This is a genomic window from Schaedlerella arabinosiphila (assembly GCF_003885045.1).
Classification (GTDB): Bacteria; Bacillota; Clostridia; order Lachnospirales; family Lachnospiraceae; genus Schaedlerella; species Schaedlerella arabinosiphila.
Genome location: NZ_RHJS01000002.1, coordinates 2,036,159 through 2,062,021 on the forward strand (window position 1 = coordinate 2,036,159; position 25,863 = coordinate 2,062,021).

General features: G+C 48.1%; 24 protein-coding genes. 1 reads left to right on the forward strand and 23 read right to left on the reverse strand.

Going from position 1 to position 25,863, the window contains the following annotated elements:
* Window positions 1–113 precede the first annotated feature (113 nt).
* The 13 genes from EBB54_RS10090 to EBB54_RS10145 all read right to left on the reverse strand — a co-directional run bounded on the left by EBB54_RS10090 (window position 114) and on the right by EBB54_RS10145 (window position 11,537).
* Window positions 114–1,250: a linear amide C-N hydrolase gene (locus tag EBB54_RS10090; protein WP_125127336.1), complete on the reverse strand. Its 1,137-nt coding sequence runs from the start codon at window positions 1,248–1,250 to the stop codon at window positions 114–116.
* A 387-nt stretch (window positions 1,251–1,637) separates the two neighbouring features.
* The gene (locus EBB54_RS10095; protein ID WP_125130717.1) at window positions 1,638–2,396 is read right to left on the reverse strand and encodes a carboxymuconolactone decarboxylase family protein; all 759 of its coding nucleotides are present in this window, start codon (window positions 2,394–2,396) and stop codon (window positions 1,638–1,640) included.
* 190 nt (window positions 2,397–2,586) lie between these two features.
* Window positions 2,587–3,552 (reverse strand): alpha/beta hydrolase, encoded by a 966-nt coding sequence (locus EBB54_RS10100; protein WP_125127337.1) that lies wholly within the window; start codon window positions 3,550–3,552, stop codon window positions 2,587–2,589.
* An 84-nt stretch (window positions 3,553–3,636) separates the two neighbouring features.
* The gene (locus EBB54_RS10105; protein WP_243127613.1) at window positions 3,637–4,554 is read right to left on the reverse strand and encodes a linear amide C-N hydrolase; all 918 of its coding nucleotides are present in this window, start codon (window positions 4,552–4,554) and stop codon (window positions 3,637–3,639) included.
* Between the two features lie 164 nt (window positions 4,555–4,718).
* On the reverse strand, window positions 4,719–5,405 hold the full coding sequence (locus tag EBB54_RS31130; RefSeq protein ID WP_243127614.1) for a 4Fe-4S dicluster domain-containing protein: 687 nt from the start codon (window positions 5,403–5,405) through the stop codon (window positions 4,719–4,721).
* A 33-nt stretch (window positions 5,406–5,438) separates the two neighbouring features.
* Window positions 5,439–5,813: an aldo/keto reductase gene (locus EBB54_RS31135; protein WP_243127615.1), complete on the reverse strand. Its 375-nt coding sequence runs from the start codon at window positions 5,811–5,813 to the stop codon at window positions 5,439–5,441.
* Between the two features lie 21 nt (window positions 5,814–5,834).
* Window positions 5,835–6,734: a permease gene (locus EBB54_RS10115; protein WP_125127339.1), complete on the reverse strand. Its 900-nt coding sequence runs from the start codon at window positions 6,732–6,734 to the stop codon at window positions 5,835–5,837.
* Window positions 6,727–7,566 carry a DUF362 domain-containing protein gene (locus EBB54_RS10120; protein ID WP_334295299.1) on the reverse strand — a complete coding sequence of 280 codons (840 nt, stop codon included), beginning with the start codon at window positions 7,564–7,566 and terminating at the stop codon, window positions 6,727–6,729. Before EBB54_RS10120 ends, EBB54_RS10115 begins: the two co-directional genes overlap by 8 nt.
* A gap of 315 nt (window positions 7,567–7,881) precedes the next feature.
* Window positions 7,882–8,580, reverse strand: a complete 699-nt coding sequence (locus tag EBB54_RS10125; protein ID WP_125127341.1) for a response regulator transcription factor — start codon at window positions 8,578–8,580, stop codon at window positions 7,882–7,884.
* 18 nt (window positions 8,581–8,598) lie between these two features.
* A complete protein-coding gene (locus tag EBB54_RS10130) occupies window positions 8,599–10,107 on the reverse strand; it encodes a sensor histidine kinase (RefSeq protein ID WP_125127342.1) in 1,509 nt (502 codons plus the stop codon).
* A 107-nt stretch (window positions 10,108–10,214) separates the two neighbouring features.
* Window positions 10,215–10,736 carry a flavodoxin family protein gene (locus tag EBB54_RS10135; RefSeq protein ID WP_125127343.1) on the reverse strand — a complete coding sequence of 174 codons (522 nt, stop codon included), beginning with the start codon at window positions 10,734–10,736 and terminating at the stop codon, window positions 10,215–10,217.
* Complete coding sequence (locus EBB54_RS10140; RefSeq protein WP_125127344.1) at window positions 10,733–11,272, reverse strand: flavodoxin family protein; 540 nt, start codon at window positions 11,270–11,272, stop codon at window positions 10,733–10,735. Before EBB54_RS10140 ends, EBB54_RS10135 begins: the two co-directional genes overlap by 4 nt.
* A gap of 25 nt (window positions 11,273–11,297) precedes the next feature.
* Window positions 11,298–11,537: a hypothetical protein gene (locus tag EBB54_RS10145; RefSeq protein ID WP_125127345.1), complete on the reverse strand. Its 240-nt coding sequence runs from the start codon at window positions 11,535–11,537 to the stop codon at window positions 11,298–11,300.
* A gap of 232 nt (window positions 11,538–11,769) precedes the next feature.
* Here EBB54_RS10145 and EBB54_RS10150 point away from each other — a divergent pair, with 232 nt between their 5' ends.
* The gene (locus tag EBB54_RS10150) at window positions 11,770–12,663 is read left to right on the forward strand and encodes a LysR family transcriptional regulator (protein WP_125127346.1); all 894 of its coding nucleotides are present in this window, start codon (window positions 11,770–11,772) and stop codon (window positions 12,661–12,663) included.
* A 109-nt stretch (window positions 12,664–12,772) separates the two neighbouring features.
* On the opposite strand, the gene lepB is transcribed toward EBB54_RS10150, so the two are convergent.
* The 10 genes from lepB to EBB54_RS10200 all read right to left on the reverse strand — a co-directional run bounded on the left by lepB (window position 12,773) and on the right by EBB54_RS10200 (window position 25,842).
* The gene (gene lepB / locus EBB54_RS10155; RefSeq protein ID WP_125127347.1) at window positions 12,773–13,171 is read right to left on the reverse strand and encodes a signal peptidase I; all 399 of its coding nucleotides are present in this window, start codon (window positions 13,169–13,171) and stop codon (window positions 12,773–12,775) included.
* Window positions 13,172–13,251: 80 nt separating this feature from the next.
* Window positions 13,252–13,800 (reverse strand): sigma-70 family RNA polymerase sigma factor, encoded by a 549-nt coding sequence (locus tag EBB54_RS10160; RefSeq protein ID WP_125127348.1) that lies wholly within the window; start codon window positions 13,798–13,800, stop codon window positions 13,252–13,254.
* Window positions 13,797–14,273: a DUF3268 family zinc-finger domain-containing protein gene (locus tag EBB54_RS10165; RefSeq protein ID WP_125127349.1), complete on the reverse strand. Its 477-nt coding sequence runs from the start codon at window positions 14,271–14,273 to the stop codon at window positions 13,797–13,799. Before EBB54_RS10165 ends, EBB54_RS10160 begins: the two co-directional genes overlap by 4 nt.
* Before the next feature lie 379 nt (window positions 14,274–14,652).
* Window positions 14,653–15,246 carry a hypothetical protein gene (locus tag EBB54_RS10170; RefSeq protein ID WP_125127350.1) on the reverse strand — a complete coding sequence of 198 codons (594 nt, stop codon included), beginning with the start codon at window positions 15,244–15,246 and terminating at the stop codon, window positions 14,653–14,655.
* Window positions 15,247–15,343: 97 nt separating this feature from the next.
* The gene (locus EBB54_RS10175) at window positions 15,344–19,945 is read right to left on the reverse strand and encodes a SpaA isopeptide-forming pilin-related protein (RefSeq protein ID WP_125127351.1); all 4,602 of its coding nucleotides are present in this window, start codon (window positions 19,943–19,945) and stop codon (window positions 15,344–15,346) included.
* A gap of 81 nt (window positions 19,946–20,026) precedes the next feature.
* The gene (locus EBB54_RS10180; protein WP_125127352.1) at window positions 20,027–20,854 is read right to left on the reverse strand and encodes a hypothetical protein; all 828 of its coding nucleotides are present in this window, start codon (window positions 20,852–20,854) and stop codon (window positions 20,027–20,029) included.
* Between the two features lie 62 nt (window positions 20,855–20,916).
* Window positions 20,917–21,330 carry a hypothetical protein gene (locus EBB54_RS10185; RefSeq protein ID WP_125127353.1) on the reverse strand — a complete coding sequence of 138 codons (414 nt, stop codon included), beginning with the start codon at window positions 21,328–21,330 and terminating at the stop codon, window positions 20,917–20,919.
* 40 nt (window positions 21,331–21,370) lie between these two features.
* Window positions 21,371–22,648, reverse strand: a complete 1,278-nt coding sequence (locus EBB54_RS10190) for a S1 RNA-binding domain-containing protein (RefSeq protein WP_125127354.1) — start codon at window positions 22,646–22,648, stop codon at window positions 21,371–21,373.
* Between the two features lie 52 nt (window positions 22,649–22,700).
* Entirely contained in the window at window positions 22,701–24,578 is a 1,878-nt protein-coding gene (locus EBB54_RS10195; protein WP_125127355.1) for a VirD4-like conjugal transfer protein, CD1115 family, read from the reverse strand.
* Between the two features lie 52 nt (window positions 24,579–24,630).
* A complete protein-coding gene (locus EBB54_RS10200; RefSeq protein WP_243127616.1) occupies window positions 24,631–25,842 on the reverse strand; it encodes a hypothetical protein in 1,212 nt (403 codons plus the stop codon).
* Between the last annotated feature and the right edge of the window lie 21 nt (window positions 25,843–25,863).

The following is a 25,863-nucleotide window of genomic DNA, read 5'->3' on the forward strand; positions in this document are numbered from 1 at the left end:
ATTCATAATTTCCTCCTTCTTGCCACGTATTTTGGCATATAGGTATGCTCAAAGGGCGCTTCCTCCTATTAAAATCGCTGTGCGATGGCACTAAAGTCTCTTTGCGACTTCATCTATTCCACTGGAACAACATATGCCCTTCCGTAATTTTCTCTATGGTAATAAATCAGCTCCTTTGTCTCCTGATTCATCACAATGCTCCATTCTGTAGATTGGGAGTCACCAAAATTATCTTTGCTCACACTGTCCAGTGCATCCCGCACCCCAGTTTCAGTCATCTCCTCCTGTTCTTCCAATGTCCCGGTAAGGATTTCATACCGAGTATGGGACTGGGCGGTACCGATTCCCTGTTTTTCTCCCGAAGCCAGATAAAAGTTCGTGACAACGGGCGTCTCGATCACAACCATTTCATGATTCACATATTCCACTGCCACACTCCTGCCGTCCGCATCTGCTATAGCCAGATGCACCATCATTCCCATAGAACTGTGGAAATCATATTGCTGTAAGAGTTCCAGCGCTTCTTCCACATCTGCCGCCCGATCAAGCAATAGCCGGACTGCTGTTGTAGTGGTGAGAGCAGGCTTTCCGCTGTCCTGGCTGATGCCTGGTGAGTCCTGAATCATGTTCACGGAAACCGCCAGCCCTTTTTCATTCATGCCATCCAACGGTGCATACAGGGAGACAAAAGCCTGCGCCGAATCCGGTAACTGTGAAAGGTCTACTCCACCTGCCCGGATAAAATCCATGTTTACCGTCGAAACGGAAGCATACCCGTTTTCCGGTCTGGCGCTGACAATCCATGCATTACAGGTGTTCCAGTCAAAATTTCTTCCGAACAGGTATCCTCCTGTCTGATTTTTTACCGACAGGGTACTGCATCCGAAAGGACTTCCTTCCATATGGATTTCCTGATCCAGCAGTGAAGTGATATATGCTGCAACATCCGCATCCGAACCGGCGCCTCCCTGCTCTAAAAATGCGTCAAATCCATATTCCCCTTCATATCGGACGATTGACAGCCCGGTTTCCAGTTCCCTGACCTCAGATGTTGGTGTAATCCGGATTGCATTTTGGTCTCTGCTTTCTTTTCCGTTTACCGTCTCTTCTTTGACTGCTTCTTCCTCTGCCCAGCTTTCCTCATTATGACTGTTTATCTCTGTCCGCTCACCAAAGTCTTTTCCGCATCCTGACATCAGGCCCGATACTCCCAGCGCAAGCAGCAGACATATATAGAATCTTTTTTTCATTTTCCGTCCTCCCTCTCTGTGACTACGTGTGCCCTATAGGGTATACTTTACCTGTCTCAGATAACATCAAGCTAACAGAAAAATAAACAATTTCTAAATGAATTCTTGCAGATTTCTCAATTCCTTTTTGTTTTCCAATCCTGAATATATCGTAACAAGATAGCATATAAATAGCAAATACTTATACTTTATTTATTTGAATAGGAATTATCTATATATTTCATGTATTTATCACTTTTATCACCTGTTCATAAAACATCCATTCACGCAAAAATACCAGTTTGACATGAACAGCAGAATTCTATCTGTCATTCGCGCCAAACTGGTATTTTCAGCAATTTAGTGTATTTCCTGTTCTGAAACAACCAATTTTACATACTTTCATTCTCAGCACAATGCACGCATATAAGCATCCTCATCCACCGGTTCCAGCCATTCATTGGAACCTTCTTCTGCCGGAACCTCAACAGCTAAATGAGAAAACCAGCTGTAAGGCGTCGCCCCATGCCAGTGTTTTACGCCTGCCGGAATATTTACTACATCACCGGGGAATAACTCCTGCGCCTTTTTCCCCCACTCCTGATAGTATCCACGTCCGCTGACACAGATCAGAATCTGTCCTCCCCCACTCTTTGCATGATGGATATGCCAGTTGTTGCGGCAGCCGGGTTCAAAGGTCACATTAAAAATCCCAACCTGATCGGCAGAAATGGGAGCCAGATAGCTTTGCCTGGTAAAATACTGTGCAAACGCATCATTGGGCTTTCCTATAGGAAACAACATGGACGCTGCATGTGCGGACTTCGCATCCGCTTCGGAACCTTCTTCTGCCCAGACTTCCTTCGCCATCCGAAATGCTGCCCATGCCTTGGGCCATCCTGCATAAAAAGCCCCATGAGTCAGTATCTCCGCGATTTCTGTTCTGGTAATTCCATTCTGTTTCGCACTGGCCAGATGGAACTGAAAAGAAGAATCCACAAGTCCTTGAGCCATAAGGGAAACCACGGTCACCAGGGAGCGATCCCTCAAAGAGAGCTTATCTTCCCTGCTCCATACTTCTCCAAATAATACATCATCATTTAACTGTGCAAATTTCGGGGCAAATTCGCCCAGGGCATCTCTGCCTGCGGTCTGTTTTACTGCCATTTTTTTCTCCTTATAATCCATATCATTTTCTAAAATTTCAAATCCAACAGGGCTGTCCTTTTTTGTCACTGCATATTTACTGTGAAAGCTCAGCGCTCCGTCGTTGAGCTGTGCGAAAACGGGGTCGCAAAGCGACATCTTCCATACCCGTTTTCTGCACATCCCCCGGAGGGTTTACAGAAATCCCCTTTCATTCATGGTGATGCCCTAAGCGGGGCATGGGGGTTACTGTAAAGAATTCTGCCAGTCTGTCAAAGGGAATACGGTCTCTCCGGTCATACAGGTCGATATGCTCCGCATCCTCCACAACCAGCATTTCCTTTGGTTCCAAGGCCCGCTCATAAGCTGCGTCACTGAAAAACCGGGAATGTGCCCTGTCTCCCACCACGAACAGAATCGGACGGGGTGATATTTCATCAATGAAATCCAGGGGCCGGAAATTCATAATCGCCAGCTCGCTGGTAGTGGTAAAACCGCCTCTGGCATTTGGATGATGTCCTCTTTTCAGGGCATAAAAGCGGAACCACTCTGCTCCCGGCTCCGGTATATCCTCCGGCACCTTGTCTATTGGCTGCTCCGGAAATCCAGGCAGGTATTCCGGGTATCCGTTTTCGGCATCCAGCCACCTCTGATTTGACAAACGTTCCTTTACAGCCTGGAGTTCTTCCTTGTTCATATTCCCTCTGACCGCCACATTCATATCGTACATGCTCATAACGGCAACCGCACGGATTCTGGTATCGCATTGTGCCGCAGAAAGTGCAAAACCGCCGGAACCGCAGATACCGATCACACCGATCTTTTCCCTGTCCACAAACCGCTGCATCCCTAAAAAGTCCACCGCCGCACTGAAATTCTCTACAAAGATATCCGGTGATGACACATTTCTGGGAAAGCCCCCGGATTCTCCCATAAAGGACTGGTCAAAGGTCAGCACAATAAATCCTTTCTGTGCCAGTTCATTGCCATATACGCATGGTCCCTGTTCTTTCACTCCGCCATAAGGCGCACCGATAATCAGGGCAGGATGTTTCTGATTCAGAGAGATTCCTTTTTTAAAGTACAGTTCTCCTGTGATATCCAACCCATACCGGTTCCTGTAAACTACTTTTTTCCTCTCCACATTCTGTGATAATTCTAAAATATGTCCGCTCATGTTCTTTTCCTCCTACTATTGTTGTTTATTTTTTGCTGCGGATAACCTTTTCTTCTGGCTCTTTCCTTGCTATTTCTGGCGTTATCATGGACTGCCTGCTATAAAAGAATAATACTTCTGATAGTTTTCCCTATGGTAATAACGTGCCTCCCCGGTACTTTGGTTATAGACAATGCTCCACTCTGTAGACGCAAACTCAGAATCAAAATTGTGCTTGCTTACACTGTCCAGCGCATCTCGTATCCCATCCATATCCAATGAAGAACTGCTCTGCAGCAGGTCTTTCAGCATGGCATACCGGATTTTGGATTCTTCCGTCCCAATACCATATTTTTCTCCGGGAGACAGGTAATAGTTTGTGACAACCTCTGTTTCTGTTACCACCATCTCATTGTCAATATACTCAACTACAACAGAATGTCCTGTGGCATCAGTCAGAGCAAAATGTACCATCATTCCCGCAGATGCGTGCAAATCATACTGGGAGAGCAGTTCCACGGCTTCCTCTACGTCAGCCGCCTGATCTAACAGCAGGCGTACCGCCGTTGTTGTGGTCAGGTCCGTTTTCCCTGTATCCTGCTGGAATCCCGGACTGTCCTGAATCATCAGAACCGCCACACATAATCCTTTTTCATTCATCCCGTCCATAGGGGCAAAAGGCGCCGCCACTGACAGAAGGCGCATCTGCGTTTCTTCCGGCATACGAAGTCCCAGGTTCAGGAAATCCATATTGACCGTGGAGACAGACGCATATCCTTTCGCCGGACGTGTCTGTACAATCAACGCTGTGCAGGTTCCCCAGTCAAAATTCCTGCCAAATACCGCCTCACCTTCGGACGTCCTGGCAGAAATGGTGCTGCAGCCAAAGGATGTGCCCCTTAAATCCACAGGAAACAGACCGTGAAACACATCCTGTATCACAAATTCTGCTACCGCCAGGTCATCAGCCGCACCGCCCTGTTCCAGAAACAAATCAAGCCTATAATCACCTTTATATTCCATGGAATACAGACCATCCTCCAGCTTTCTGACACTGGCAGCCGTCCGTATGTTTCTCTGGAAAAGTATCACAAGAATAATAATTACAGCGAATAGCAAAATCAAAATAACATATATAATATATTTCAATCTTATTTTTCTCATTTCATACTCCTGACCGCGTTCCCCTACTTTCCAAAATAGGCAGCAATCTCTTTCATTCTGGAACCCTGCCTTACATGGAATGGGCACCTCCTGTCACAATGGCCGCAGCCTGTGCAGTCGGAGGCTTTCTTCTCCAGATTTCCATAATGCCTTTCTGCCATGGAATCCCCCGCCACTGCCAGGTCATAGTATTTATTGATCAGTCCCACATTCAGGCCTGCAGGACAGGGCTGGCAATGATTACAGTACACACAGTTTCCCACAGCCTCCCCTGGCGTAAATGTACCGATAGTGGAGTAGTCCCTTTCCTTGGTAGAAGCCCCAAAAAATCCCAACAGATTTTTTACATCCTCCGCAGTTCGGATACCCGGCAGCACCGTCAGCACTCCCGGCTTATCCAATGCATATTGGATGCACTGGTAACGTGTCAGCGCTCTGCCAAAAGGCGATGTTTTATCATCCAGCAGCTGCCCGCCGGAAAAGGGTTTCATCACGGAAATGCCCACCCCGTCCGCCTCGCATCTGCGGTACATCGACATCCGCTCTTCGGTACTGCCGTTTGCATAGTCTCCATGCCTGTAATCATATCCGGGATTGATGGAGAACATCAGCTGATCCACAATTCCGGCATCCAGTACCTTTGTCACAAGGCCGGGCGTATGAGAAGACAGCCCGATATGCCGTACCACTCCCTGCTTTTTTAACTCCAAAAGATACTTAAGCGCGCCGCCCTCCTGATAAGCCTACCAGTCCTTTTCTTCATCCAGGCAGTGGATAAACCCATAGTCTATGTAGTCAGTATGCAATGCTGTCAGCTGGGCATCCACGGAACGCCTGATTGTCTCCACATTCGTAGTCCATCCATATGCGCCGCTTTCATAATTTGCGCCAAAATGTACCTGATAGTATATATCTTTCCTGACGGATGAAAAGGCTTTCCCATAATAGATAAATGTCTTTGCATCAGCTGTGGCAAGGTCAGCATAGTTGATGCCATTTTCATAAGCATATTCCAGTGCCTGGATTGCCTCTTTTTCCTCCGCTTCTGCAATATAGCTTGTTCCCAGACCGATCACACTGATATGGTCGCCTGTCCTTTTGTTTATTCTGTACTCCATCGATTGTCCTCCATTCCAAAGTTATATAGAATTGACCATCAGCCCGGTCAGAAAAGAAAATAGCATGATATATGCCAGATATAGTGTAAACCGCTTTATTCCCAACACAATCTTTACCGCTCCCAGATTCGTGATCTTTGTAGCCGGCCCGGTAATCATAAAGGCTGCGGCACTCCCCAAACTCATGCCGTCCATGAGCCACGCCTGCAAAAGCGGTATGGTTCCCCCGCCGCAAGCATAAAGGGGAACCCCAATGGTTGCTGCCATCAGGACGCCGAATGCCTCATTGCCGCCGAATAACCCGGCTACCGTATCCGCAGGCACATACCTCTGAAACAATGCAGATAAAGCAATACCCGCCAGAAAATACCATCCCGTAGCCCTCACATTTCTGGCCAGATTTTTGAGAAAGCGAAACAGCAGATTGGAATCTGTATCCCTGCTCCCTGTTTCCTCAAAACCTTTAAAAGAGAAAAAGGACCGGTTGCGGTAAAAGAGCCGTATCAGCCCTCCGGCAAAAACGCCACATAAAAAACAGGATACCAGACGCACTGCCAGAGCGGTCACTCCCAGGGCTGCGCTGTAAATCAGCAGCTGTGGATTCAGCAGAATGGAACTCATCATAAAAGCCGCCAGCCAATCATCCCGCATTCCGCTTTTTGAAAAAGATGCGGCAATAGGAATTGTCCCGTACATACAAAGAGGCGAGGCAATCCCTAATGCACTGGCGATGACAATCCCCAAAATCCCCAGCCGCTTTTCGCCCATAAAACGGAACGCACTGTGAATGCGGTCTTTCAGGAAAACGGAGACCAGGCTGCCCAACACCATTCCCAATACCCAGTATTTAAAAATCTGCTCCAGCTGGACACTGAAATAATACCAGAGATAAACCGCCTCACGGTGCAGCATGTCAGCCATCTATACTTACCAGCCTGTATTCCCGGTATCCCAAACCGATTTTTTCCGCCTGCTCCAAAGTGTGCAGGCCGTTGCGGGATTCTATCCGGTCGATCAGTGACTGCCCATCCTCTGCCTCATAGACCAGATCCACACAGGCCTGGTCAAGCGCCACCGGATCGTAGGAGGCCAGAATACCAATATCATGCATATCCGGCTCCGCAGGGCTTCCGTCACAATCGCAGTCCACCGACAAACGGTTCATCACATTGATATACACAATATTTCCATCCAGATAGTCCACAACCGATTTCCCGGCCTCAGCCATGGATTCCAGAAAGGCATCCTGACTGCCGCCCCACATACTCCCGCCTGTGCCGCCGCTGTGGATATGGGATTTTCCTTCCGAAGATGCAATTCCAATGGAGATATTCTTGATTGCCCCTCCGAACCCTGCCATAGAATGTCCTTTAAAATGAGACAGCACCACATAATAATCATAGTTCGCGAAATGCGCCCCCACATAATTTTCCGTCAGATTATCCCCGCCCGTTACCGGCAGCGTTATGGAGCCTTCCTCGTCCATAATATCCACATCCGCAATGGCGGTATATCCATGCTCCTCTGCCACCTGATAGTGCATGGCTGTATTTGCTCTGGAACCTCCATAGGCGGTATTGCACTCCACAATGGTTCCCTCCAGAGACTCCACCAGCTCACCAATAAGTTCCGTCCGAAGGTAATTGCTGCCCGGCTCACCGGTAGAGAGCTTTACGGCAATTTTGCCGGAAGGAGATGCAGACAGCGCCTGGTAAATATCCATGAGTCCCTGACTGCTTAAATCTGTTGTCATATATACCACCGGCGTATCTGTCTCTCCGTTCTGGCCTTCTGCGGCTGATGCTTCCGGATCACGATTTGCCATATCTTCTGATGTGTTTTCCGGCAATTCTTCTGTTCCCGATATTTCTGCTGCACCGCTCTCCATTTCGGAATCCGATTCCTCATGTCTGTCCTGTACCACCTCTGCACTGCTTTCATTTATTTCCGGCCTTTCCGCAGAAGGACCCTCCGCATTTCGCCCACAGCCGGAAAACACGATTGACAACAGTAATGCAAAAGAAAGCAAATATTTCTTTTTCATCAAAGCATCCCTCCTTCCATAACCTTAATCAATCCGAAACCGATAACCTGCTCCCCATACGGTTTCGATAAACTGATTCTTTGATTCATTTTTCCCCAGTTTATCCCGCAGGCGGTTGATATGTACCGTCACGGTTGCCGCATCTCCCAGAGAATCCATCCCCCACACCCGGTCAAACAGGGTATCCTTTGAGAACACCAGATTGGGATTCTCCGCCAGAAACAACAGCAGCTCAAATTCCTTGTTGACCAGTATGACTTCCTTTTTATCCAGATAGATTCTCCTTGATTTCGGCAGGATCGTCAGGTTCCGGTAGGTAATCTCTGTCTCCTGCTGTTCCTCTTCTTCCGTGGTAGAAAGCAGGTTATGAATATAGATATGGGATTTTACCCTGGCCACCAGCTCCGTAGGGCTGAAAGGCTTTACCAGATAATCGTCCGCCCCCAGTCCCAATCCCCGTATTTTATCGATATCCTCTTTTTTGGCTGTCACCATAATGATAGGCAGCCGAAGACTCTTTCGCAGCTCCCTGCAGACATCAAACCCGGTTTTGCCGGGGAGCATCACGTCCAACAGAATGGCGTCATATTTTTCTGTTTTTGCCTTTTGTTCTCCTGTGATTCCGTCAAAGGCCAGATCCGTCTCATATCCATTCGCTTCCAGATAATCCCTCTCCAATTCCGCAATCAGCTCATCGTCCTCTATAATCAGTATCCTCTCCATCGCAGATGATTCCTTTCCCTAATTCTTCCCGTATTCCCTCTCTCCATCTGTAACCGGAATGTTAATTATCACTGCCAGCCCTCCCCTGTTTTCTGCTCTTATGGTTCCTCCATGACCGAGGATGATTTCTTTCACCACCGCCAGCCCGATGCCGCTTCCTTTTTCTGCGCTGTTCCTGGAATCATCCACCCGGTAGAAGCTGTCAAATATCTGTTCCAGACACTCCTTTGGCACTCCGGGGCCGTCATCCTGGAATACCAGTTCCAGGCAGTTTCCCTCCAGTTTCCTTTTCATGGAAATAAGGACTCTCGAATTTTCTTTTCTCCGGTATCTCACCGTATTGGCAAACAGGTTATTAAAGATACGTTTAAATTCTTCTCTGTCCAGCCTGACCGAAAAACTGCCTTTCCCGCAGGAATATGCAATCTGTACCTGCTGGTTTTCCATATCCGGACGCACAAGCTCCAGATACTTTTCCACATAATCTTTAAAATCCGTGTCCTCCATATGATACCGGAAACCGGCATCCAGCCTGCTGTATTCGGAAAGGCTGTCTACCAGGCTGACCAGATTCCCGGTTCTTGTCTTTATGGCCTGCAGGTAACGAAGCTGTTTTTCCGGTGTGTCCGCAATGCCGTCTAAAAGTCCGTCCAGATACCCCATAATGGTAGTCAATGGCGTCCGCAGGTCATGGGAGATCCCGGTGATCAGGTTCCGCCTGCGCTTTTCATCCTTCAGCCGCTGCTGTACAGACTCCTGCAGGTAAACACGCATCTCATCAAAATCCCTGCACACCTGGCCGAACTCATCCTTTTTCTCATACTGCATAGGCGTATCCAAATTTCCTTCCCGGATCTCTTTTGTGCCAAGGCTTAATTTCCCAAGAGGTTTTAAAATACTGCCGGAAATCCACCAGGAAAGAATACCGTTGATGCACACGGTCAGAGCTACAAAAAGAACCAGGATGCCGGCCAGATAACGCAGGATACCGTTTTTCAGATAATTTACCATCGTTCCATCGGTTTCCTGTGGGTGGACAGCCGTAATACAGAAAATACTTTCCCCGTGCCAGAAAGTGCTTTTGATCACGGACACCTCATACCGGCTGGCGGTCAGCATTTTTGCATAATCAATGGCATCTCCTGCCACAGACCGGGCCGTATCCAGATCTTCGTCGGACAGGTTGGAATAGATTCTTTCTCCATCCTTTGTAATCATAAAACGGTAGCCCAGTCCGGACAGTTTATGTTCCAGATGTGTCATTTCATCACTATGCCGGATCTCTGCCTGGCAGCCATCCATTTCCGGACACTGTCCCCAGTTGTTTTCCCAAAGCTCCTGCTGGTAGTTATAGATCATGCTCTGGGCAAACTGCATTCCATTTTCATCGCTGTACATATCCATAAAAGTATGCCAGTAGCTTCCTAGAGAGGTATTCAGGCACACAATGAGCACTACCGATGTAAACAGAATCGGTATCAGAACCATCATAATATTGGACAATCTGATTTTTTTCTTAATGGTCACTTTCTATGTTCTCCTTTTCCTGCTGGCTTTCTATCCATTCACATTCCACCCTGTGTTCAGATTAGCATGGCAGGATAAAAGAATTCACAAGAATATCTAAACAATTTCTAAACTACACTTTTTCCAAAGGCTTTCAGTTCTGCCAGTTTTTCTTCTGATTTGTTTTGTTTGTCATATGCTGTAAAGATTCCCATATTTTCCAGCTGCAGATAATCCAGAAATGAGTTCTGGTACTCATAGATCGCCCCGTCATATACCTGGTCGCTCCCAGAGCTTAAAATCAGCGCCGCTTTTTTCAGGTTTGCCGGTTTGTCCAGAGCATAAATACGGTTAATGGCACATTGAAGCTGTCCCGTCAGGCTGTGATAATACACTGGCGAGGCCAGCACAATCATCTCTGCCTCCGAAAGAACCGGATAGACTTTCTGCATATCATCCTGCTGGATACACCTGCCCTCTCCTTTGGTATGGCAGTATTCACAGGCCAGACAGCCTGCAATTTTCTTTTGGCATACCGGCACTACAATGATTTCATGCCCATTCTCTTTTGCACCTTCCGCAAAAGCCTCTACCATAGCCGCCGTATTCCCGTTTGGGCGAGGGCTTCCATTTAACACTAAAATCTTCATACCTGCCTCCCCATTTCATGGGCTTTCTCCAAAGCGCTGTGTCCTCTTGCCATTCCCGGAGCGTCAACGCCGCCTGCAAAGATATATCCCGCAAGATATGCCCTCTCAAAACAGGCAATAAATCCCTCCAGTCCTTTCTTCGCTCCCTCTATGGCATGTTCATCCTCATCTGCCGCTGTCGCCAGAAGATACACCGCCCGATACGCATAATCTGCGGTATATAAAGAATTTGCCCGATCAAGCAGCGTCTTCATCTGTCCGCTCATCTCATAATAGTAAACGGGCGTGGCAAAGACCAGTACATCCGCATGCAGCATCTTTTCCACAATTCCACCGGCATCATCCTGGATGACGCAATTCCCTGTTTTCTGGCAGGCCAGACAGCCCCTGCAGAATCCAATGGTTTTATCTTTCAGGCTCACTTTTTCCACCTTATGGCCCGCTTCCTTGGCACCATTTATAAACGCCTCTGCCAGCAAATCCGAATTGCTGTCTGCTCTCAGGCTGGTTGAAACCACTAATATTTTTTTACTCATTTTCTCTTCCTTCTTTCTCTCAAAGTTATCTTTTTCCTGCCGGTTTTCCCTGAATCTGATAGATCAAATAATCCAGGCAGGAAATCCTTTTTTCATCCTTATGGACCCTGCCAAGCAGATACTCCCTCTGATGTTCTAACAGTTCCAGCTGCTTCGTCTGCTGCCCCTTGTCAAACCATCCCAAAAAATCCTGGATCATTTCGTTTTCACATCCGGCATCTTCCAGGTTCTGTATGACAGCTTCCCGGCTTCCTATGGCCATCATGTTACCACCCCCTGATGTTTTTGATAGTTCCAATATAAACCCGTATAAGTAAAATAGCAAATATTTATATATAATCCATTTTCATAGTTGAAACCTATTGAAATTCGTGTTAGGATGTATTCAGGGTTTCCTTGTTATTGCCGAATGGCATAGAGGTATCCTCAGGCAAAGCTTCCTTTAAAGATAAAAATAGCGTTGTAAACAGATCAGAACAATAAGAAGGAGCGTAAATATGGAAATACGGGTATTGCAATATTTTCTTGCCATCGCAAGAGAACAGAGCATCATACGGGCCGCCGAGTCTCTTCATCTCTCCCAGCCCACACTGTCCACGCAGATTAAGAATATGGAAGAGGAGCTTGGAAAACAGCTGCTGATCCGCGGCACAAAAGGTTCTCGCAAGGTCACGCTGACGGAAGAAGGAATGATTCTCAGGAAACGTGCAGAAGAAATCCTGGATCTGGTAAAGAAAACAGAGAATGAGATTACCTGCTCCGACCATGTTGTGATCGGGGATGTCTATATTGGCGCAGGTGAGACAGATGGGATGCGCCTGCTGGCAAAAGCTGCCGGAAATTTAAAAAAGCTTTATCCGGGAATCCATTACCATATTTCCAGCGGCAATGCTGTCTTTGTCAAAGAACAGCTTGATAAAGGACTGATTGATTTTGGGATTATATTTGGAACTCCGGATTCCACCAAATATGAATCATTAAAGCTCCCGTCAAAGGATATCTGGGGTGTGCTGATGCCAAAGGACTCCCCACTGGCAGAAAAAGAATCTGTCTCCCCGGAGGATCTGTGGAATCAGCCATTACTGATTTCACAGCAGGAAACAGAGGGAGGAAGGATCTCCCGTTGGATGAAGCGCCGCCTCTCGGAACTGGATATCACTATGACATATAACCTGCTGTTCAATGCTTCCCTGCTTGTGGAAGAAGGATTGGGATACGCCATTTGCTTTGACAGGATCATCAATACTTCCGGCGACAGTAAGCTATGTTTCCGCCCCCTGACCCCCAAAATTGAAGTTGAGATGTATATGATCTGGAAAAAATATCAGGTCTTTTCCAAACCTGCTGAGAAATTCCTGTTGATGATGCAGGAAAATTTGAATACAATTTAAACTGGTATATATTAGGCTGGTGGTCAGGAACACACGGATGAATTGCAATTCTAGCCAGTTAGCAAAAATAATTTATTTACAAAGCTTATCGCATTCATCCGTTTCAACCCTAATAACAAAATAACTTTGCCACCACATGCTTCCCTTCCACAAATGGCTCCAACCAGAAGCGTGAATCATATGAATGTTCCGCATTATCCCCCAGAACATAATAACAGTCTTCCGGAACTGTCAAAATGGCTCCATTTCTTTCAATCGTTTCACCTTCGACTGCAGCGATCCGTTTCACAAGCAGTTTCCCATCATGTCGGAATATAATGATATTTCCTGCCTCCAAATCGGAATATATTCGGCACCCAATGATATAACTTCCTCTTTTCAATGTCGGCTCCATAGATTCCGTTGGCACGTACCCTAACAAAAACATATACTTCAAAAATAAAAATGTAAAAAGCATCACAACTGCAGGAAAAAGCCAATTTCCTGTCTTTTTCAATAATCTCCTCATAACAATCCTCACTTTACTGTCGTGTAACTAAAAAAAGCGGGATGCTGAAAACCTTTTGGTTCCAGCATCCCTTTTTCACTTTAAGAACGATAGACGGCAATCGCCTCTGTTTCCGGACGTTCTTTCAAAAACTTCCGTGCCTTTGACACCCATGCACACACCAGCTTCGCTGAAGCTCCCATACGCTCCCCAATCTCACTGCTGGTGTATCCCTGGGACATCATAACCATTGCGTCTATCCCTTTGGCAGTTGAGGGCGGCGCCTCTCTTCTGGCAGAACTGAGCGTCTGGAACAAATCTATACGAAGCCCGCTTAAAAATTCCCCATTCTCGGTTTCCACCTTTTTATATGGCGTCACATCAGCGGTTATTTCATCCGAATACCGTTTGGTTGACTGAATCAATGCATCACATATTTCATGCCAAATCAGCCGATATGCATAAGTGGAAAAAGTCCCGCCCTTATCTGTCGCTGCCGCTTTACACAAGCCAACGCACCCAATCTGAAACAAATCGTCATAAGTATAGAATCCCCATTGATTGTAACCATGTACTTTATCCTTAATCACCTGATGTACCAGGCCCATATTCTCCTCCACTTTTCTTTGTTGTATGGCCGTTAATGTCATGATGCTGCACCTCCTCTCACCATGCGGAACTGTTTCTTATTTTTCCTTCCTCTATACTGATCCATAAGTCTGCGGCTTTCTTCAATCACCTGCTTGCAGTAATATTCCCCCAGATGCCCGATATGGGCCTCCGACAGTGGGGCTGAAATCAAATCCGCAAGCCACTGGTATGCATCCTGTTTACTCATGTACCCAGACTGATGGAGTTGGTCAAAATACTGGTGCGCCGTCCTCCTGAGTGTGCGCAGCTCATGATTGGCAAGGCTGCCTACCGGAATCCTGGTACCTGCATGGACACGCACATAGGCGTCACACTGCGGGTAATGGCTGCACACATACAGCATCATCCCTTTACTGTTGTCATAATAAATACCGTCTGCACTCCGGTACACTACCGTGCTGCCACAATAGGGGCAACGCATATTGCCTGCCTGAAATCCCTTTCTTTTTTTCTTTTTGTTTTTATTCTTCATCTATATTCCTCCGTTTTATATCAAAAAAGCCGGAAGCTCTGCGAAAAAAGCATACAGAGCCAGTGCGTTGGCGTTTGGGTGTCTCGTCCAACATTTGACTCTGTAAGTATTTAAGCAGCCTTCCGGCCTACATATTCAGTTGTGGCTTGCGTTATTGTGGATTCGCTCAGTGCGCAAAATCCGTAACGGTTCCTTACCCTCCTCCGGATAAGTCTGACGCTATACCAAACGTACCGAAAGCCTGAACGCAAGCCCCTGCCACGGTTTTAGTATAGCAAATCAATCGCTAGATGTCAAGCCTTTTGGGAATATTATTATATTTTATTCTTTATTTTATTCCTATTAGGTTTATATCTAGCTTTTTGTCTTAGTCTGGAGGCTATTCTTCTTCCTCCTCATCGTACTCGTAACCACTCTCATCTTCTCTATGCCTTTTGATGATATGCATCGTAACCAATCCACCCACCGCAAGAATCATGCCTCCGATAAAAAGGCAAAGATGAAGCACTGGTATGCCTGCAACCAAAGCATCTTCTGCCTTTTCCGGCTGCTCTGCTGTGATTTCCTCCGGCTGCTCTGTTGTGATTTCTTCTGACTGTTCTGTCACAATCTCTTCTGATTGTTCTTCTGACGGGCTTTCTGTTGTGGCAAGGGCCTGCGTCGTGGAAGGAGCTTTTGCAGAGGAATTCATACAGGTCAGAACATACTCTTTACTGCCGCCAATTTCCAGGCGGAGTACCCCATCCTGGCCTACAGGTATGGTATCCGGATATAATCCGGCATCAGTCTTCATTTGGAACTCCACTCCTGCCCACTCCGCCCCCAGCTGAATCTCCAGCTGTTCAGGCTGGGCAACCTGCAGCTCGGTGCCATTGGTCCCCTGCGGCTGTGCAAAAACCGGTCTTACAGAGAAAAAGGACATACATATCATGGTCAAAAACAGCAAAACATGCTTTTTATACTTTACTCTCATGGCTTTCTACCTCCAAATTCTTTTTAAAATGAGGAAACCGGACAGGAATCATCCTGCCGGCTCCTCTTAGTTACTTTCATACAAAATACCGGAAATCTTATCGCTTACTGTGGAATCTCAGTCCTTTTTTACGCTTTCTGAGACTATAGGCACAAGCTCCGATGCCTCCAGCTCCTGCTGCCATCAGACCGAACCACAGCCACAGATTGGAAGTATCTCCTGTCTTCGGCACATCCACAGTAATCTTATCATTATGTACATTGACCGTCAGGGTTTCATCCACTACCAGTTCCACTGTTACAGGATCTGGACGTTTGTACCCTGCACTGACGCTGTCCTCCACTTCGGTTATCGTATATCTGCCGACACGCAGGTCCTCAATAAAAATTTCACCTCTGGCATCCGTTTGGAATGTCTGGTCATAATTGTCCCCAACCACGCGGAATGAAAAGCCCTCCACGCGGCCGTCAGAGGAAGTTTTTACAATCTTGAGGTTTCCTCTGTGGGCCTGGTTGTAAAATCCTTTGCCAGCTTCGTTCTCAATCTCATAAGTTTCCCCATCTGTATCAATCATGGCATAATAAACATTCTCATCCAGATAGAAACCGTCCGGCGCGGTTTTCTCTTTGACAAGCACGCCGCCGTAAAGCAGGTCACGCATCTCATACTGGCCCGTCTCGGTTTCCTCCATGGTACCCAGAAGCTCATCATGCTTATCAAGTTCTTTGTTCCCATTGACGTCACGGTATACTTCAAATACAGCCCCGCTCAGCTTATTTTCCGGATAATCTTTGTCAAATTTCGTCAGATGGAGGTTCCCACGGATAAACTCATTGGTAATTTCCACCTCAATGACCTGCTCATCCTCATTAATAGCAACAGGGAAAAGCTCCGTGCAAAGTACAAAGCCCTCCGGCTGCTCGATTTCCCGTACCATCCACAGTCCATATGGGACATCCTCAAACCGGAAAGAGCCATCCTCATCGGAAGCTGTCACTAAAATTGCAGACTCTTCTGTAAATTCTTCGGCAGATGGTGCAAACAGACCAATCTTGGCCCCGCCTAAGCCTTCCCCATCCTCATCCAGCTTCTTACCGGATATGGAACCATAAACCAATTCATTGACAATCGGCTCACCGTCATTGGCTGCAATTGTCACAACTGCCGTGTCCTGATCCCCATATGCAAATACTACAGGATACTTGGCATCACTTAAAAGATAATGCGCATCCGTGCTGTGTTCCTTCAGATAATAACTGCCCAGCGGCAAATCAGTCTTGGCAACGCCCCTGCCGTCTGTATCCACGCTTACAACCTCAAGCAGCCCGTCTGCCGGGATGACAGAACCATCTGCAGCAGTAAGATCTTCCGCTGCATACAAGCCAAACGTAATGTTGGCAAGCTCATTGTTATTGCCAATCCCAAATGCTTCGTTCAGCTCCAACGTCTTCTCCAGACCCAGTTCTACCTTCTGACGTTCATTATAAACGCCGGCGGCTGTTTCCGTCAGGTCAATCTCCTGGCCCGCATAGACCAGTTCCACCTGATGCGGCTCTTTGTTCAGCACCATACCGTAAGGAGCTTTTGTTTCAACAATCTCATATTTGCCCAAATACAGTTCTTTGCTGGAAACAGCGCCTCCAGGACCGGTTGTAACAGTATCCACCACTTTGCCCTTTTCAGCACGCAAGGTCCCATCCGGCGTAATAATGTCTTCTGCCGCACGGATTTCATAGACTGCCCCCTCCATGCCATGGATTTCATAAACCGGCTGGTAAAGGACTTCCACCCCATCCTTGTCGGCCCCATCGGATGTCGTGACGGAAGCAAACACTTCGCCGTTCTTTGCAACAACAATTTTACCCTTCTGCGGCATGTTATGCTTTTCAACTACCACCACATCCTGTGTCCCGTCCACCGTGAAAGGAACCGGCTCGCTGTCCAGTACATAGCCATAGCAGGTTTCTACCTCAATCAGTTCATACTGGCCATGCGGCAGCTCATTGGGAAGCATCAGCCATCCTTCCTCATTGGTAAAGAACGTGTTGATTATAACAGGCGTCGGGTAATAAATTGTTTCTGCAATCAGTTCGCCTGTAGACAGGTCACGGACCTGAAACCCGACACCGGCTGCAGGAATAATTTTCCCGGTTTCTGCATCATGCTTTTCTACACGGATAAGGCTGGCCTTTGTTATATTGTTCAGTATATAAGAATAGGTCTGATCATCTGTACGGATATATACAATGAAATCCGGAATAAATGCCTGTCCTTCCTGCCCCTTTATCTGGTGTACCACGTAACGTCCATAAGGAAGATCCTTAGAAGCAGCAAACCCGTCTGTATCTGTAATCAATATATCGCGTTCGTCCTCCCTTGCCGCATCAAAGCTTCCTGCACTGGCAAGGTAAATCTGGAATTCGGCGCCTTCCTCCGGTTTTTCGATAATTCCTTCATGTCCGGGCGCTTCGATATCTTCCGGCGGAATCGGAACGGGTGCAAAAGGATCCGTTTCCGGCTCTGTTTCCGGAACCATCTCCGATTCATTATCTTCTGTTGTTTCTTCTGTATCCTGTGACTGCTGCCCATCTGCATCCGTTTCCATATCCGTCTGGGAGTCTTCGCCATTTACGGCTGCTTCTGCGTCGCTTCCCTCTTCAGCTTCCTGAGACAATGCCTCATCTGCTTCCAATTCCATCCCAGTCTGGGCATCTCCGCCGCTTACTGTGGAAACAGCCTGTAAAACTTCGCCGTTTTCCTCCTCTACCGGTTCTGCGCCATTCTCAGACGGCATCTCTGTCTGGGTTTCTACTTTTTCTACATCCTCCAGTTCCGCATCAATATGCTTAACCAGGCGGATACGCCCCATGATAACCTGTTCGGTAACACCAATGGGAATCTGGTTCAGTTCCTCGGTATAATTACCGGGATCTGCCGGAATCGGGTAGACTGTTTCATCCAACAGGTATCCCTCAGAAGGGCTGATTTCGCGCAATGTCCAGTTGGAGCCGCAGATAAAATAATCACTGATAAAAGAACCGGTTGCGTCTGTAGTGTAAGATGCCACCAGCTCATCGCCCCGGTAAACGCCATATACCGCCCCTGCAAGGCTGGCATCCCCCTGGGCATATCCGGTCTTCCGGTCTGTCTTAGTCACTTCTACACGGAATTTTTTCAGGATATTAGTAAAACTGCGCTTGGTGACGACATTCCACTGGACAGGCGCCGTCTGGGCAGCCGGAACCACATACCGGACAGGGGTGTTGACCTCTTCCAAAGTATATGGGGTGCTTCCGCTGATCAGCACATTTTCAAAACGAGCCACACCGGACGCATCTGTTACGGCATACTCATCCACAGGCAGCCCCGACAGGGACGTGCCATAGAGATGGAATGTCATATCCTGCACAAATTGGTCCTCTGATGTCTTGATGACCTCCAGCGAACCACGTTTCAGCTTATTATTAAAAGTTACGGTAGAAGTCTGCCCGCTGACAATCGTGACTCTCTGGGATTTTTGAGGCTCATATCTGTCAATGTCCTGCTCCGTTACCGTATAGGTTCCCGGCATAAGCTCGACGTCCACAGTACCGTCTGCTTTTGTCTTCACTGTTTTGTCCACGCCGTTTCCGGTAATATGAAAACTGATATTGGATACGACGCCATCCTCAGAAGTCTTGCGGATACGTCCGGTACCATAAGTCTCCGTATCGACCTTCACATAGAATACAACCGGATCATCTGCTCCGCACAGCATTGTCTGGAATCCGACACGTCCCCAGATCAGCATATCATTTCCGACTCCCGGAACATTTTTCTGGACAGTGAGCGATGCCGGACTGGTGAGCATACGGCTGCTGGTAAAGGTATACTTGTTCCCACTGCGGCTCACACTGATGCCGCTGCCGCCGGAAAACTTCAAATCCGCCCTAGTATTGTTCGTATCCGTCAAAGTAAGGGAATACTTTTTTGTTTCCGGATTGTATTTTAAGGTATGGACCTGCGCAGAGCTGCTCCTGTCGGAAGCAAAACTGGGTATCGTCGCATGCTGCGCCATCTGAGCCAGAATCCAGTCATAGCATTGCTTTGCTGGACGGCCGTCAATCGTGCGCAGATAATTGTCCCCACGGATTCCTGCCGGGCTGGGATGCAGATCCTGCGGGCTGGTCCTTAACTGCTGCTGGTATTCCCATATGAGGATCTGCGTCGCAATTGCATAATCATCCTCATTGGTTCCCGGTACCGGCGAACCTTTTCCTGGCTGCCATCCATAGACGCTGGTGAGCATGATCCCATACTGGGCGGCATACGGAAGGTTCTGAAAATATGAACTGTTTTTTCCGCTCTGGGAAGTATAGCCGTTTGTGGATGTCCCATAAGCAATGCCGGACTCAACGCAATATACCTGGCGTTCCTCTGAGCCGTTTGAAATCATATATTTCCTTCTGGGATTCCCGCCTGAGCTGGTCCTTACAGTCGTATTCCCGTTGCTGTCATACACCAAATAGCTGTAGCTATCCGCTGAATAATAATAATCCCCGTCGGAGCCTACAAAATTGCCCCCATAATGGGAAGAAACCGTCTGTCCCTCAGACGGCGAAAAAGCAAAAACCGTTGTCGGTATGACGCCAACAACGGTCAAAATAGAAAGGAACAACGCCAGCAGGCGCTTTCCTCTTTTTCTGAATAAATGTTTCATATAGGTAAACCTTCCTTTCGTTTTCAGGCACAAAAAAAGCTCCCTGCAAAAACAGAGAGCCCTTTTTTCACCTATTTGGTTTTAGTATAAGAAATAAAATGTATAACTTCCTCCCCCATTATCCTGCACGTAAATCGTGAAGCTGGTTAACTGCGCTCCCCCATAGGAGCCAATGATAGAAGGCATGGATGTTACATAGTCCTTTAGCGCCCGTTTCAGGTTATCTCCCTGAAAAGATTCGGATGCTGTAACCGGAGCTGCCCAGGAGCAGGTATCCGGCGTACAGGGGATACCGTCATCCTCCGTAATATGTGCAAGGCCCATGGACTGTCCAATCGCAATCAGCTCTGCCCGGATGGCATTTGCGTCAAAGGCAAAATCATAGATAGTTTTTGGTATTTCCGGTTGGGCAGGCGGCTGTACCGGTTCTTCCGGGACGATAGGTTCCGGCTCCGGCTGCTGTGTTACTGCAGGCGGTTCGGCAGGCGGCTCCACTGCTGGTTGTTCTGCGGGCGTTTCCGGCGCCTTCGGCTCTTCCGCCACTTTGACAGACTCATTTTGATTTGCTTCTGAAGATGCCGCTGCCGCCTGGGAATCCTCCCCTGACCGGCTGCTGCTTTCCTGCTGCTTCACAGCAACACTCTCCTCTGCCTTTTGAGGAGCGGCTGAAGTTTTGCTTCCTTCACTGTTTTTGTTCCGGTCTGAGTTATCCGCCAATTTAAGTTCTGTCTTCTTCAGTTCCGGGATCTTAGGCCGATTTTTGGAATCAGTCTCGGATTTCTCTTCGTATTCCGGACACCGGGTATCTTTTTCTTCTGAAGGTACGAGAGTTTCAGCCGAATCTGACGCAGCGCAGGCACCAAGAAGCAATAATCCCAGCAATACAATAAATACACGAATTTTTTTCATAAAGCATTCCTCCAGTCATCGTTTATTTATATTACACGATACAAACTGCAGGAATACAACGCCTATCCTGTAAGCTTACCAAACCCGCGGTCTGCCTCATCGACGCACCGGTCAAGAATCTCAAAAAAACGCTGTGGTTCCATCTCAGTATCCAGCCAGTGCGTTGCACGGTAGGAATAGCACCCAACTTCATCGTTAATGGCATGGCTTCCAAGAATACTTCTCAGATTCAGTTCATTAGTCATCTGCCGCTGCTTTGCTGTGCTTGGTTTTGCAAGCGCTTTTGCCAGACAGAATACCATCAGTGGATGCAGCTCTGAAAAAGAAATCTGCAGATAATAACCATGATAGTCTGTCATAAGAGACGTGTCATCATCTTCTACAGCAGTAAGCTGTGTCAGAACCATTTTCCGGGTACGCACAGCAGTCTCCCTGCGGTGCTGCTGTTCGGCGGCACTCAGGTCGCAATGGGTCATTGGCCTCACCCCCTTTCTTTCTGTAAATGGTAAAAACCAGTTACCTGGCTGCTGCAATATGAGTGATTGCTCCCCATATCCGATTGGAATCGTTGTTGATTCCCAAGATACGGACGGTAACGCGGGAACCCCTCGGCGGTCTGCCCCGTTTCGGATAACTGCAGAGGCAGTCGATGCCCCCGTCCAGCGCTACAAACACACCATTGGTGTCCACCATACTCACCGTACCTACATAACGGTTCCCGACAGAGTACCTGCGCAGAGCCTTCTCATAAGGATTTTCTCCCGCCTGCTTCACGGAAGCCGTTGCCTTAATCTGGTTGCGGTCACTGCGGTCAACCTCCAGAACCTTCACCAGAATACGCTGTCCCGGCTGGAAATAGGCTGCCGCATCCATCCACCTCTGATAGCTCAGTTCCCTGAGCGGAATGTAAATCTCCAAACCGAACAGATCTACAAAGATGCCTGCACGGATAGCGGATACGATTCTGGCTTCTGCGCATACGCCGGAGTACAGCAGGTTATTCCCATCCCTGTCCGTGCCGAGATAATAGGCTTTCCTTTTGGATTTCATCGCCTCAAGGCGGCTTGCTACTGCCAGACCGGATTTGGGATCAATGCCTTTGACAATATAATCCACTTCAGCGCCCAGCCGCTTGGTAAGCATATAATGCAGAACATCCTCCGGAAGCCTCCCTCGGTAATCCGCTGGGGGCTCCACAGCTTCCTCTGCAGGAATCATCACCTTGAACTCACCATGATAAATGACTGCAAGAGAACGGCTGGGATTATCGGCCGGACGTTCCACACCCTGGATGGTGCCGGTCAGGATACGGCCTGTTTTCTGTGACTCAAGTAAGTCGAGAAGGTCATTTTTCGCTTTGTCTGCTTCAGTCTCGACGGTCGGCCGCTCATCAATGGACACCACCGGTTTGGATCTGGCAGAAGCCCTCCTTTTCCGGGGCTTAGGCGTCTCCTCGACGCCGTCGCCGACATCCTTATGATCAGAATGTGCTTCTGTGTCAGACTCAGACGGTTTTTCCGCGGTCTTCTTACGTCCGCGGGCCTTTTTTGGCTCTTCCGTTTCAGTCTGGGACAAAGCCCCTTCGTCATCTGCCTTGGCATTAAGATCTGCTGAATTCTCAACCGTTTCTGTCATTTCTCTTTCAGTCTGGGGAGGCGGGCTCTCTGCAGCAATTGCATCATGCATCTCCTTTCTGTCCATCTCCTCCAGTTCCGGATTCATCTCGGTCTGAGGAGCTGCTTCCTCCATCGGAGTCCGCTCCTCCGAAAGAACTTCCTGTTTCTTTGTTGCCATAAAAAATCCTCCTTCTTAAATACAATAGAATCCCGGATTCTATTATCATGAATTAAAATTCAGCCGGCGGTTTTGCCGAACTGTATAAGCTTTTTCTGCGAGCCGGCTTTTTCTCCTTTTCTGGCTCTGCCTGCCGGTCAGACTCATCGGGAACCGACATGGTATATACCGGTGCAGCGACAGACGGACAGTAATCCATCACAGATGTCTTTATCATCTGCTTGGCCATGGGGTGCTTTGTGTAATCCAGCTTATTCAGTCTGAGTATGTTGCAGCCACGTATGATGCAGAGCATCTCCTCGTTGGGCAATCTCAGAACCTCATCCGGAGTCAGCAGCTTCCTGCGCCCCTGGCCCTCCGTCTGTCGGTATTGCGGAATCACCTGTGCAACCGCAATTGTTTTCCTTACTGTCATAGTAGAATTGATTTCAATACTCATGTCCCCGCTGCGGTCTGAGAAGTATTTCGCGGTCACATCATCCGTGCATCCCAACATCAGCTGGATGTCACAGTTGCCGATAATTTCGGACCACAGATTATTTGGATACCGGTTCTGCAGCTGGCCAAGGCTCTGCACCGCCAGCATGACCCGTATATCCCTGGAACGGATGACGCTTAAAGACCTTGCAAAATCCGATCCGTCCTCCGCCCCGCCGATACGTCCCACATTGTTAAACTCATCCAGTATGAGATTGACGGGCACATCGCAGCGGCCGTCCCTGCAGCTGTCTGCATAGCGGGTCAGTCTTATGAACAAGAATGAAAAAAAGAGCGATGACAGGAACGCCATCGTGGCATCCTGGTCGCTCAGGATAATAAAATATGCACTTTTCTGCCTGCCCGGCGCCGACAGGTCGATATCCGAGCGGCTGGTAATTTTTTTGACCGCATCGTTCTGCAGTACCTGCAGGCGGGTTCCAAGTCCCAGTATAATACCGGAACGCACCGTATCGCTGGACTGGGAAAACAGATTAAACGGCGCCCTTGCCGGATGGTCCAGCGGCAGTTTCTCAAACAGGGCCGTCAGCTGGCGCTCACTATTCTGCGTCAGCATCTGATATACCGCCGGAAGATTTTTCATTTCCTGACTGCGGCTCCTATCCTGGTCAATCAGCAAAATCAGTGCCTTCAGCAAATTGCCCTCGCCATTATCCCAGAAATGATCGCCTTTTCCGGAACTGGTGTTTCCGATAATAACATTGGTCAGCACCTGCGCCATCAGCGTATCCCCGTTTAAGTCTGACATACAGTTCCATGAGTCGCCATGCTCAGGGTTTACCAGGTTAAAAACCTTGACCCCATACCCATTCTGGCGGTAAAGCTCTGCGGTATCCGCATAAAGCTCTCCTTTTGGATCTGTAATCACGACAGATTCCTGCCGCTTCAGGGCCTGAAATAAGGCATTCCGGATAATGGCTCTGGATTTCATGGTGCCGGATGCGCCGAAAATAGCAATATGACGGTTGAGTCTGGTATCTTTTGGCATACAAACAGCATTTCCTTTATACTCACCCAGAATCACACCTTCTGCCTTCGCTGGAACCGTCACCTCCAGAACTGTCTTTATCTCCTTTTCCTCCATCCAGGAAGCTGTGCCGTAAGCGCCGCTGCTGCTGGTCTTGAAGCCTCTTGGATCATAGCTCTTTCCATCAAACTTATCATGAAGCCTCACATACAGAACCACCGCCCCGCCAGCCATCAAGATTCCAGCCATCCCTTTGAGACCGTTTACAGTAAATGCCTGCGGGATGCAGGCCAATGGATTCCAGTCTACTGGTTCCATTTCAACCTGGCCAGCAAACCCATCTGCCGCCATCCAGTCCATATAATTTCCAAGCAATTGACCAAGCATTCCGCCAAGATACAACAGCGCTGCGCATCCCAGTATGGCAGCAGCGATTATGGCAGCCTTTCTCTTTTTATCTGCCAAACAAACTCCTCCTTTCCTTATGGCTACACGTACTTCCGGGCATGACGGAATATTAGAAAGGCGTTTCCAGTCCAAGCTCTGCTTCCACCGCCTCCATGTCGATGGTTTTGATATTCACCATCCGGCCCAGATATTCACGAAGGAAGTCAGTCTGGTGAGGAAAACACAGGATTTCAAACCTTCCTGTTTGATCACGGATGCCTTCCCGGAAGCGAATGAGTCTTGCAATGTCGCCGTCCAGATGCGATAAAATATATACGCCGTCCACACAGGCATCGTATTCAAAAAAACCTTTGTCAAAAGATCTGACTTCAGGCTCAAACAATAAATCAAGCAGCTTTTCTTTCCAGTCTGGGACAGACAGAATAGAAAGCTGACGCATGCCGCACACATCCATGGGCATGAAATAAATATGGTGGTAAATGGAATCAAACCGGAACTCAAGCCGCCGGCTCTTATCCGACTCCAGCAATGTTTTCAGGGCTATTTCACCAGACTCACCGAAAAGCACTGCTGAAGAAATCTGATCCGTACCGGCATTCAGACGCCCGACTTCGGTTAAATTGTGGAGCGCCTTAAATTCTCCCATCCCACTCCATTTCATTGCGGCTGCGCGTGTATTGTAAACAGCATAACAACTGCCGTGAGAAAAAATAGCTCCGACCATCCGGGTGAACATGGTTTTGTTCATCTCCGCCTGGCCAATCTTCTTGATGTCCCTTGCAAGATAGAACGAACTGCCCTCCGGTATGACAGAGAACCGTCCCCCGTTTTGCAAATGGGGAAGCAGGTAGGGCCTCGTTTCTATTCCTGCCCGCATACAGAGCATTACCGTTTCCGATACCCTGTGGTTCCTCTCCCTGTGGGCAGAGTCCCCTGGGAATCGGTGATTCCAGAATGTATCCATATAATACTGGTATGCAGCCGGATGAACCCACTCCAGTATGGGAAGCGCAGCCTTATACAAACGGACTGTTTTGGAACTGCTTCTTCCAGTAACAGTTAACAATCTGCAGGTCATTTCCGTTTCAGTCTGGGGATTTTGGATTGTCTGGGGCATGGTCAATTTTGTCACCAAAGCTTTCAGAACACGTTCCTTCCCAAGCATCCGAATGGAGCGAAACGGGAACTCTCCCGTGACGGAAAGCAGTGTGATGAGCTGCCAGACCTGACTGCCCGGACGGAAGTGCAGCATTTTAACCCTCTCCCGATTTGAAGCATTTTCCGACAACATGACTGCTCTCTTTGTCGGATTTTCCTGCATAGTGCCGCCCCCAGACCGCAG

Bases quoted from the DNA above. Each gene is read 5' to 3' on its own strand.
- EBB54_RS10090 (WP_125127336.1), bottom strand. From the start codon at position 1,250: ATGAAAAAAAGATTCTATATATGTCTGCTGCTTGCGCTGGGAGTATCG.
- EBB54_RS10095 (WP_125130717.1), bottom strand. From the start codon at position 2,396: ATGGCAGTAAAACAGACCGCAGGCAGAGATGCCCTGGGCGAATTTGCC.
- EBB54_RS10100 (WP_125127337.1), bottom strand. From the start codon at position 3,552: ATGAGCGGACATATTTTAGAATTATCACAGAATGTGGAGAGGAAAAAA.
- EBB54_RS10105 (WP_243127613.1), bottom strand. From the start codon at position 4,554: ATGGAATATAAAGGTGATTATAGGCTTGATTTGTTTCTGGAACAGGGC.
- EBB54_RS31135 (WP_243127615.1), bottom strand. From the start codon at position 5,813: ATGGAGTACAGAATAAACAAAAGGACAGGCGACCATATCAGTGTGATC.
- EBB54_RS10115 (WP_125127339.1), bottom strand. From the start codon at position 6,734: ATGGCTGACATGCTGCACCGTGAGGCGGTTTATCTCTGGTATTATTTC.
- EBB54_RS10120 (WP_334295299.1), bottom strand. From the start codon at position 7,566: ATGACAACAGATTTAAGCAGTCAGGGACTCATGGATATTTACCAGGCG.
- EBB54_RS10125 (WP_125127341.1), bottom strand. From the start codon at position 8,580: ATGGAGAGGATACTGATTATAGAGGACGATGAGCTGATTGCGGAATTG.
- EBB54_RS10135 (WP_125127343.1), bottom strand. From the start codon at position 10,736: ATGAAGATTTTAGTGTTAAATGGAAGCCCTCGCCCAAACGGGAATACG.
- EBB54_RS10140 (WP_125127344.1), bottom strand. From the start codon at position 11,272: ATGAGTAAAAAAATATTAGTGGTTTCAACCAGCCTGAGAGCAGACAGC.
- EBB54_RS10145 (WP_125127345.1), bottom strand. From the start codon at position 11,537: ATGATGGCCATAGGAAGCCGGGAAGCTGTCATACAGAACCTGGAAGAT.
- EBB54_RS10150 (WP_125127346.1), top strand. From the start codon at position 11,770: ATGGAAATACGGGTATTGCAATATTTTCTTGCCATCGCAAGAGAACAG.
- lepB (WP_125127347.1), bottom strand. From the start codon at position 13,171: ATGAGGAGATTATTGAAAAAGACAGGAAATTGGCTTTTTCCTGCAGTT.
- EBB54_RS10160 (WP_125127348.1), bottom strand. From the start codon at position 13,800: ATGACATTAACGGCCATACAACAAAGAAAAGTGGAGGAGAATATGGGC.
- EBB54_RS10165 (WP_125127349.1), bottom strand. From the start codon at position 14,273: ATGAAGAATAAAAACAAAAAGAAAAAAAGAAAGGGATTTCAGGCAGGC.
- EBB54_RS10170 (WP_125127350.1), bottom strand. From the start codon at position 15,246: ATGAGAGTAAAGTATAAAAAGCATGTTTTGCTGTTTTTGACCATGATA.
- EBB54_RS10175 (WP_125127351.1), bottom strand. From the start codon at position 19,945: ATGAAACATTTATTCAGAAAAAGAGGAAAGCGCCTGCTGGCGTTGTTC.
- EBB54_RS10180 (WP_125127352.1), bottom strand. From the start codon at position 20,854: ATGAAAAAAATTCGTGTATTTATTGTATTGCTGGGATTATTGCTTCTT.
- EBB54_RS10185 (WP_125127353.1), bottom strand. From the start codon at position 21,330: ATGACCCATTGCGACCTGAGTGCCGCCGAACAGCAGCACCGCAGGGAG.
- EBB54_RS10190 (WP_125127354.1), bottom strand. From the start codon at position 22,648: ATGGCAACAAAGAAACAGGAAGTTCTTTCGGAGGAGCGGACTCCGATG.
- EBB54_RS10200 (WP_243127616.1), bottom strand. From the start codon at position 25,842: ATGCAGGAAAATCCGACAAAGAGAGCAGTCATGTTGTCGGAAAATGCT.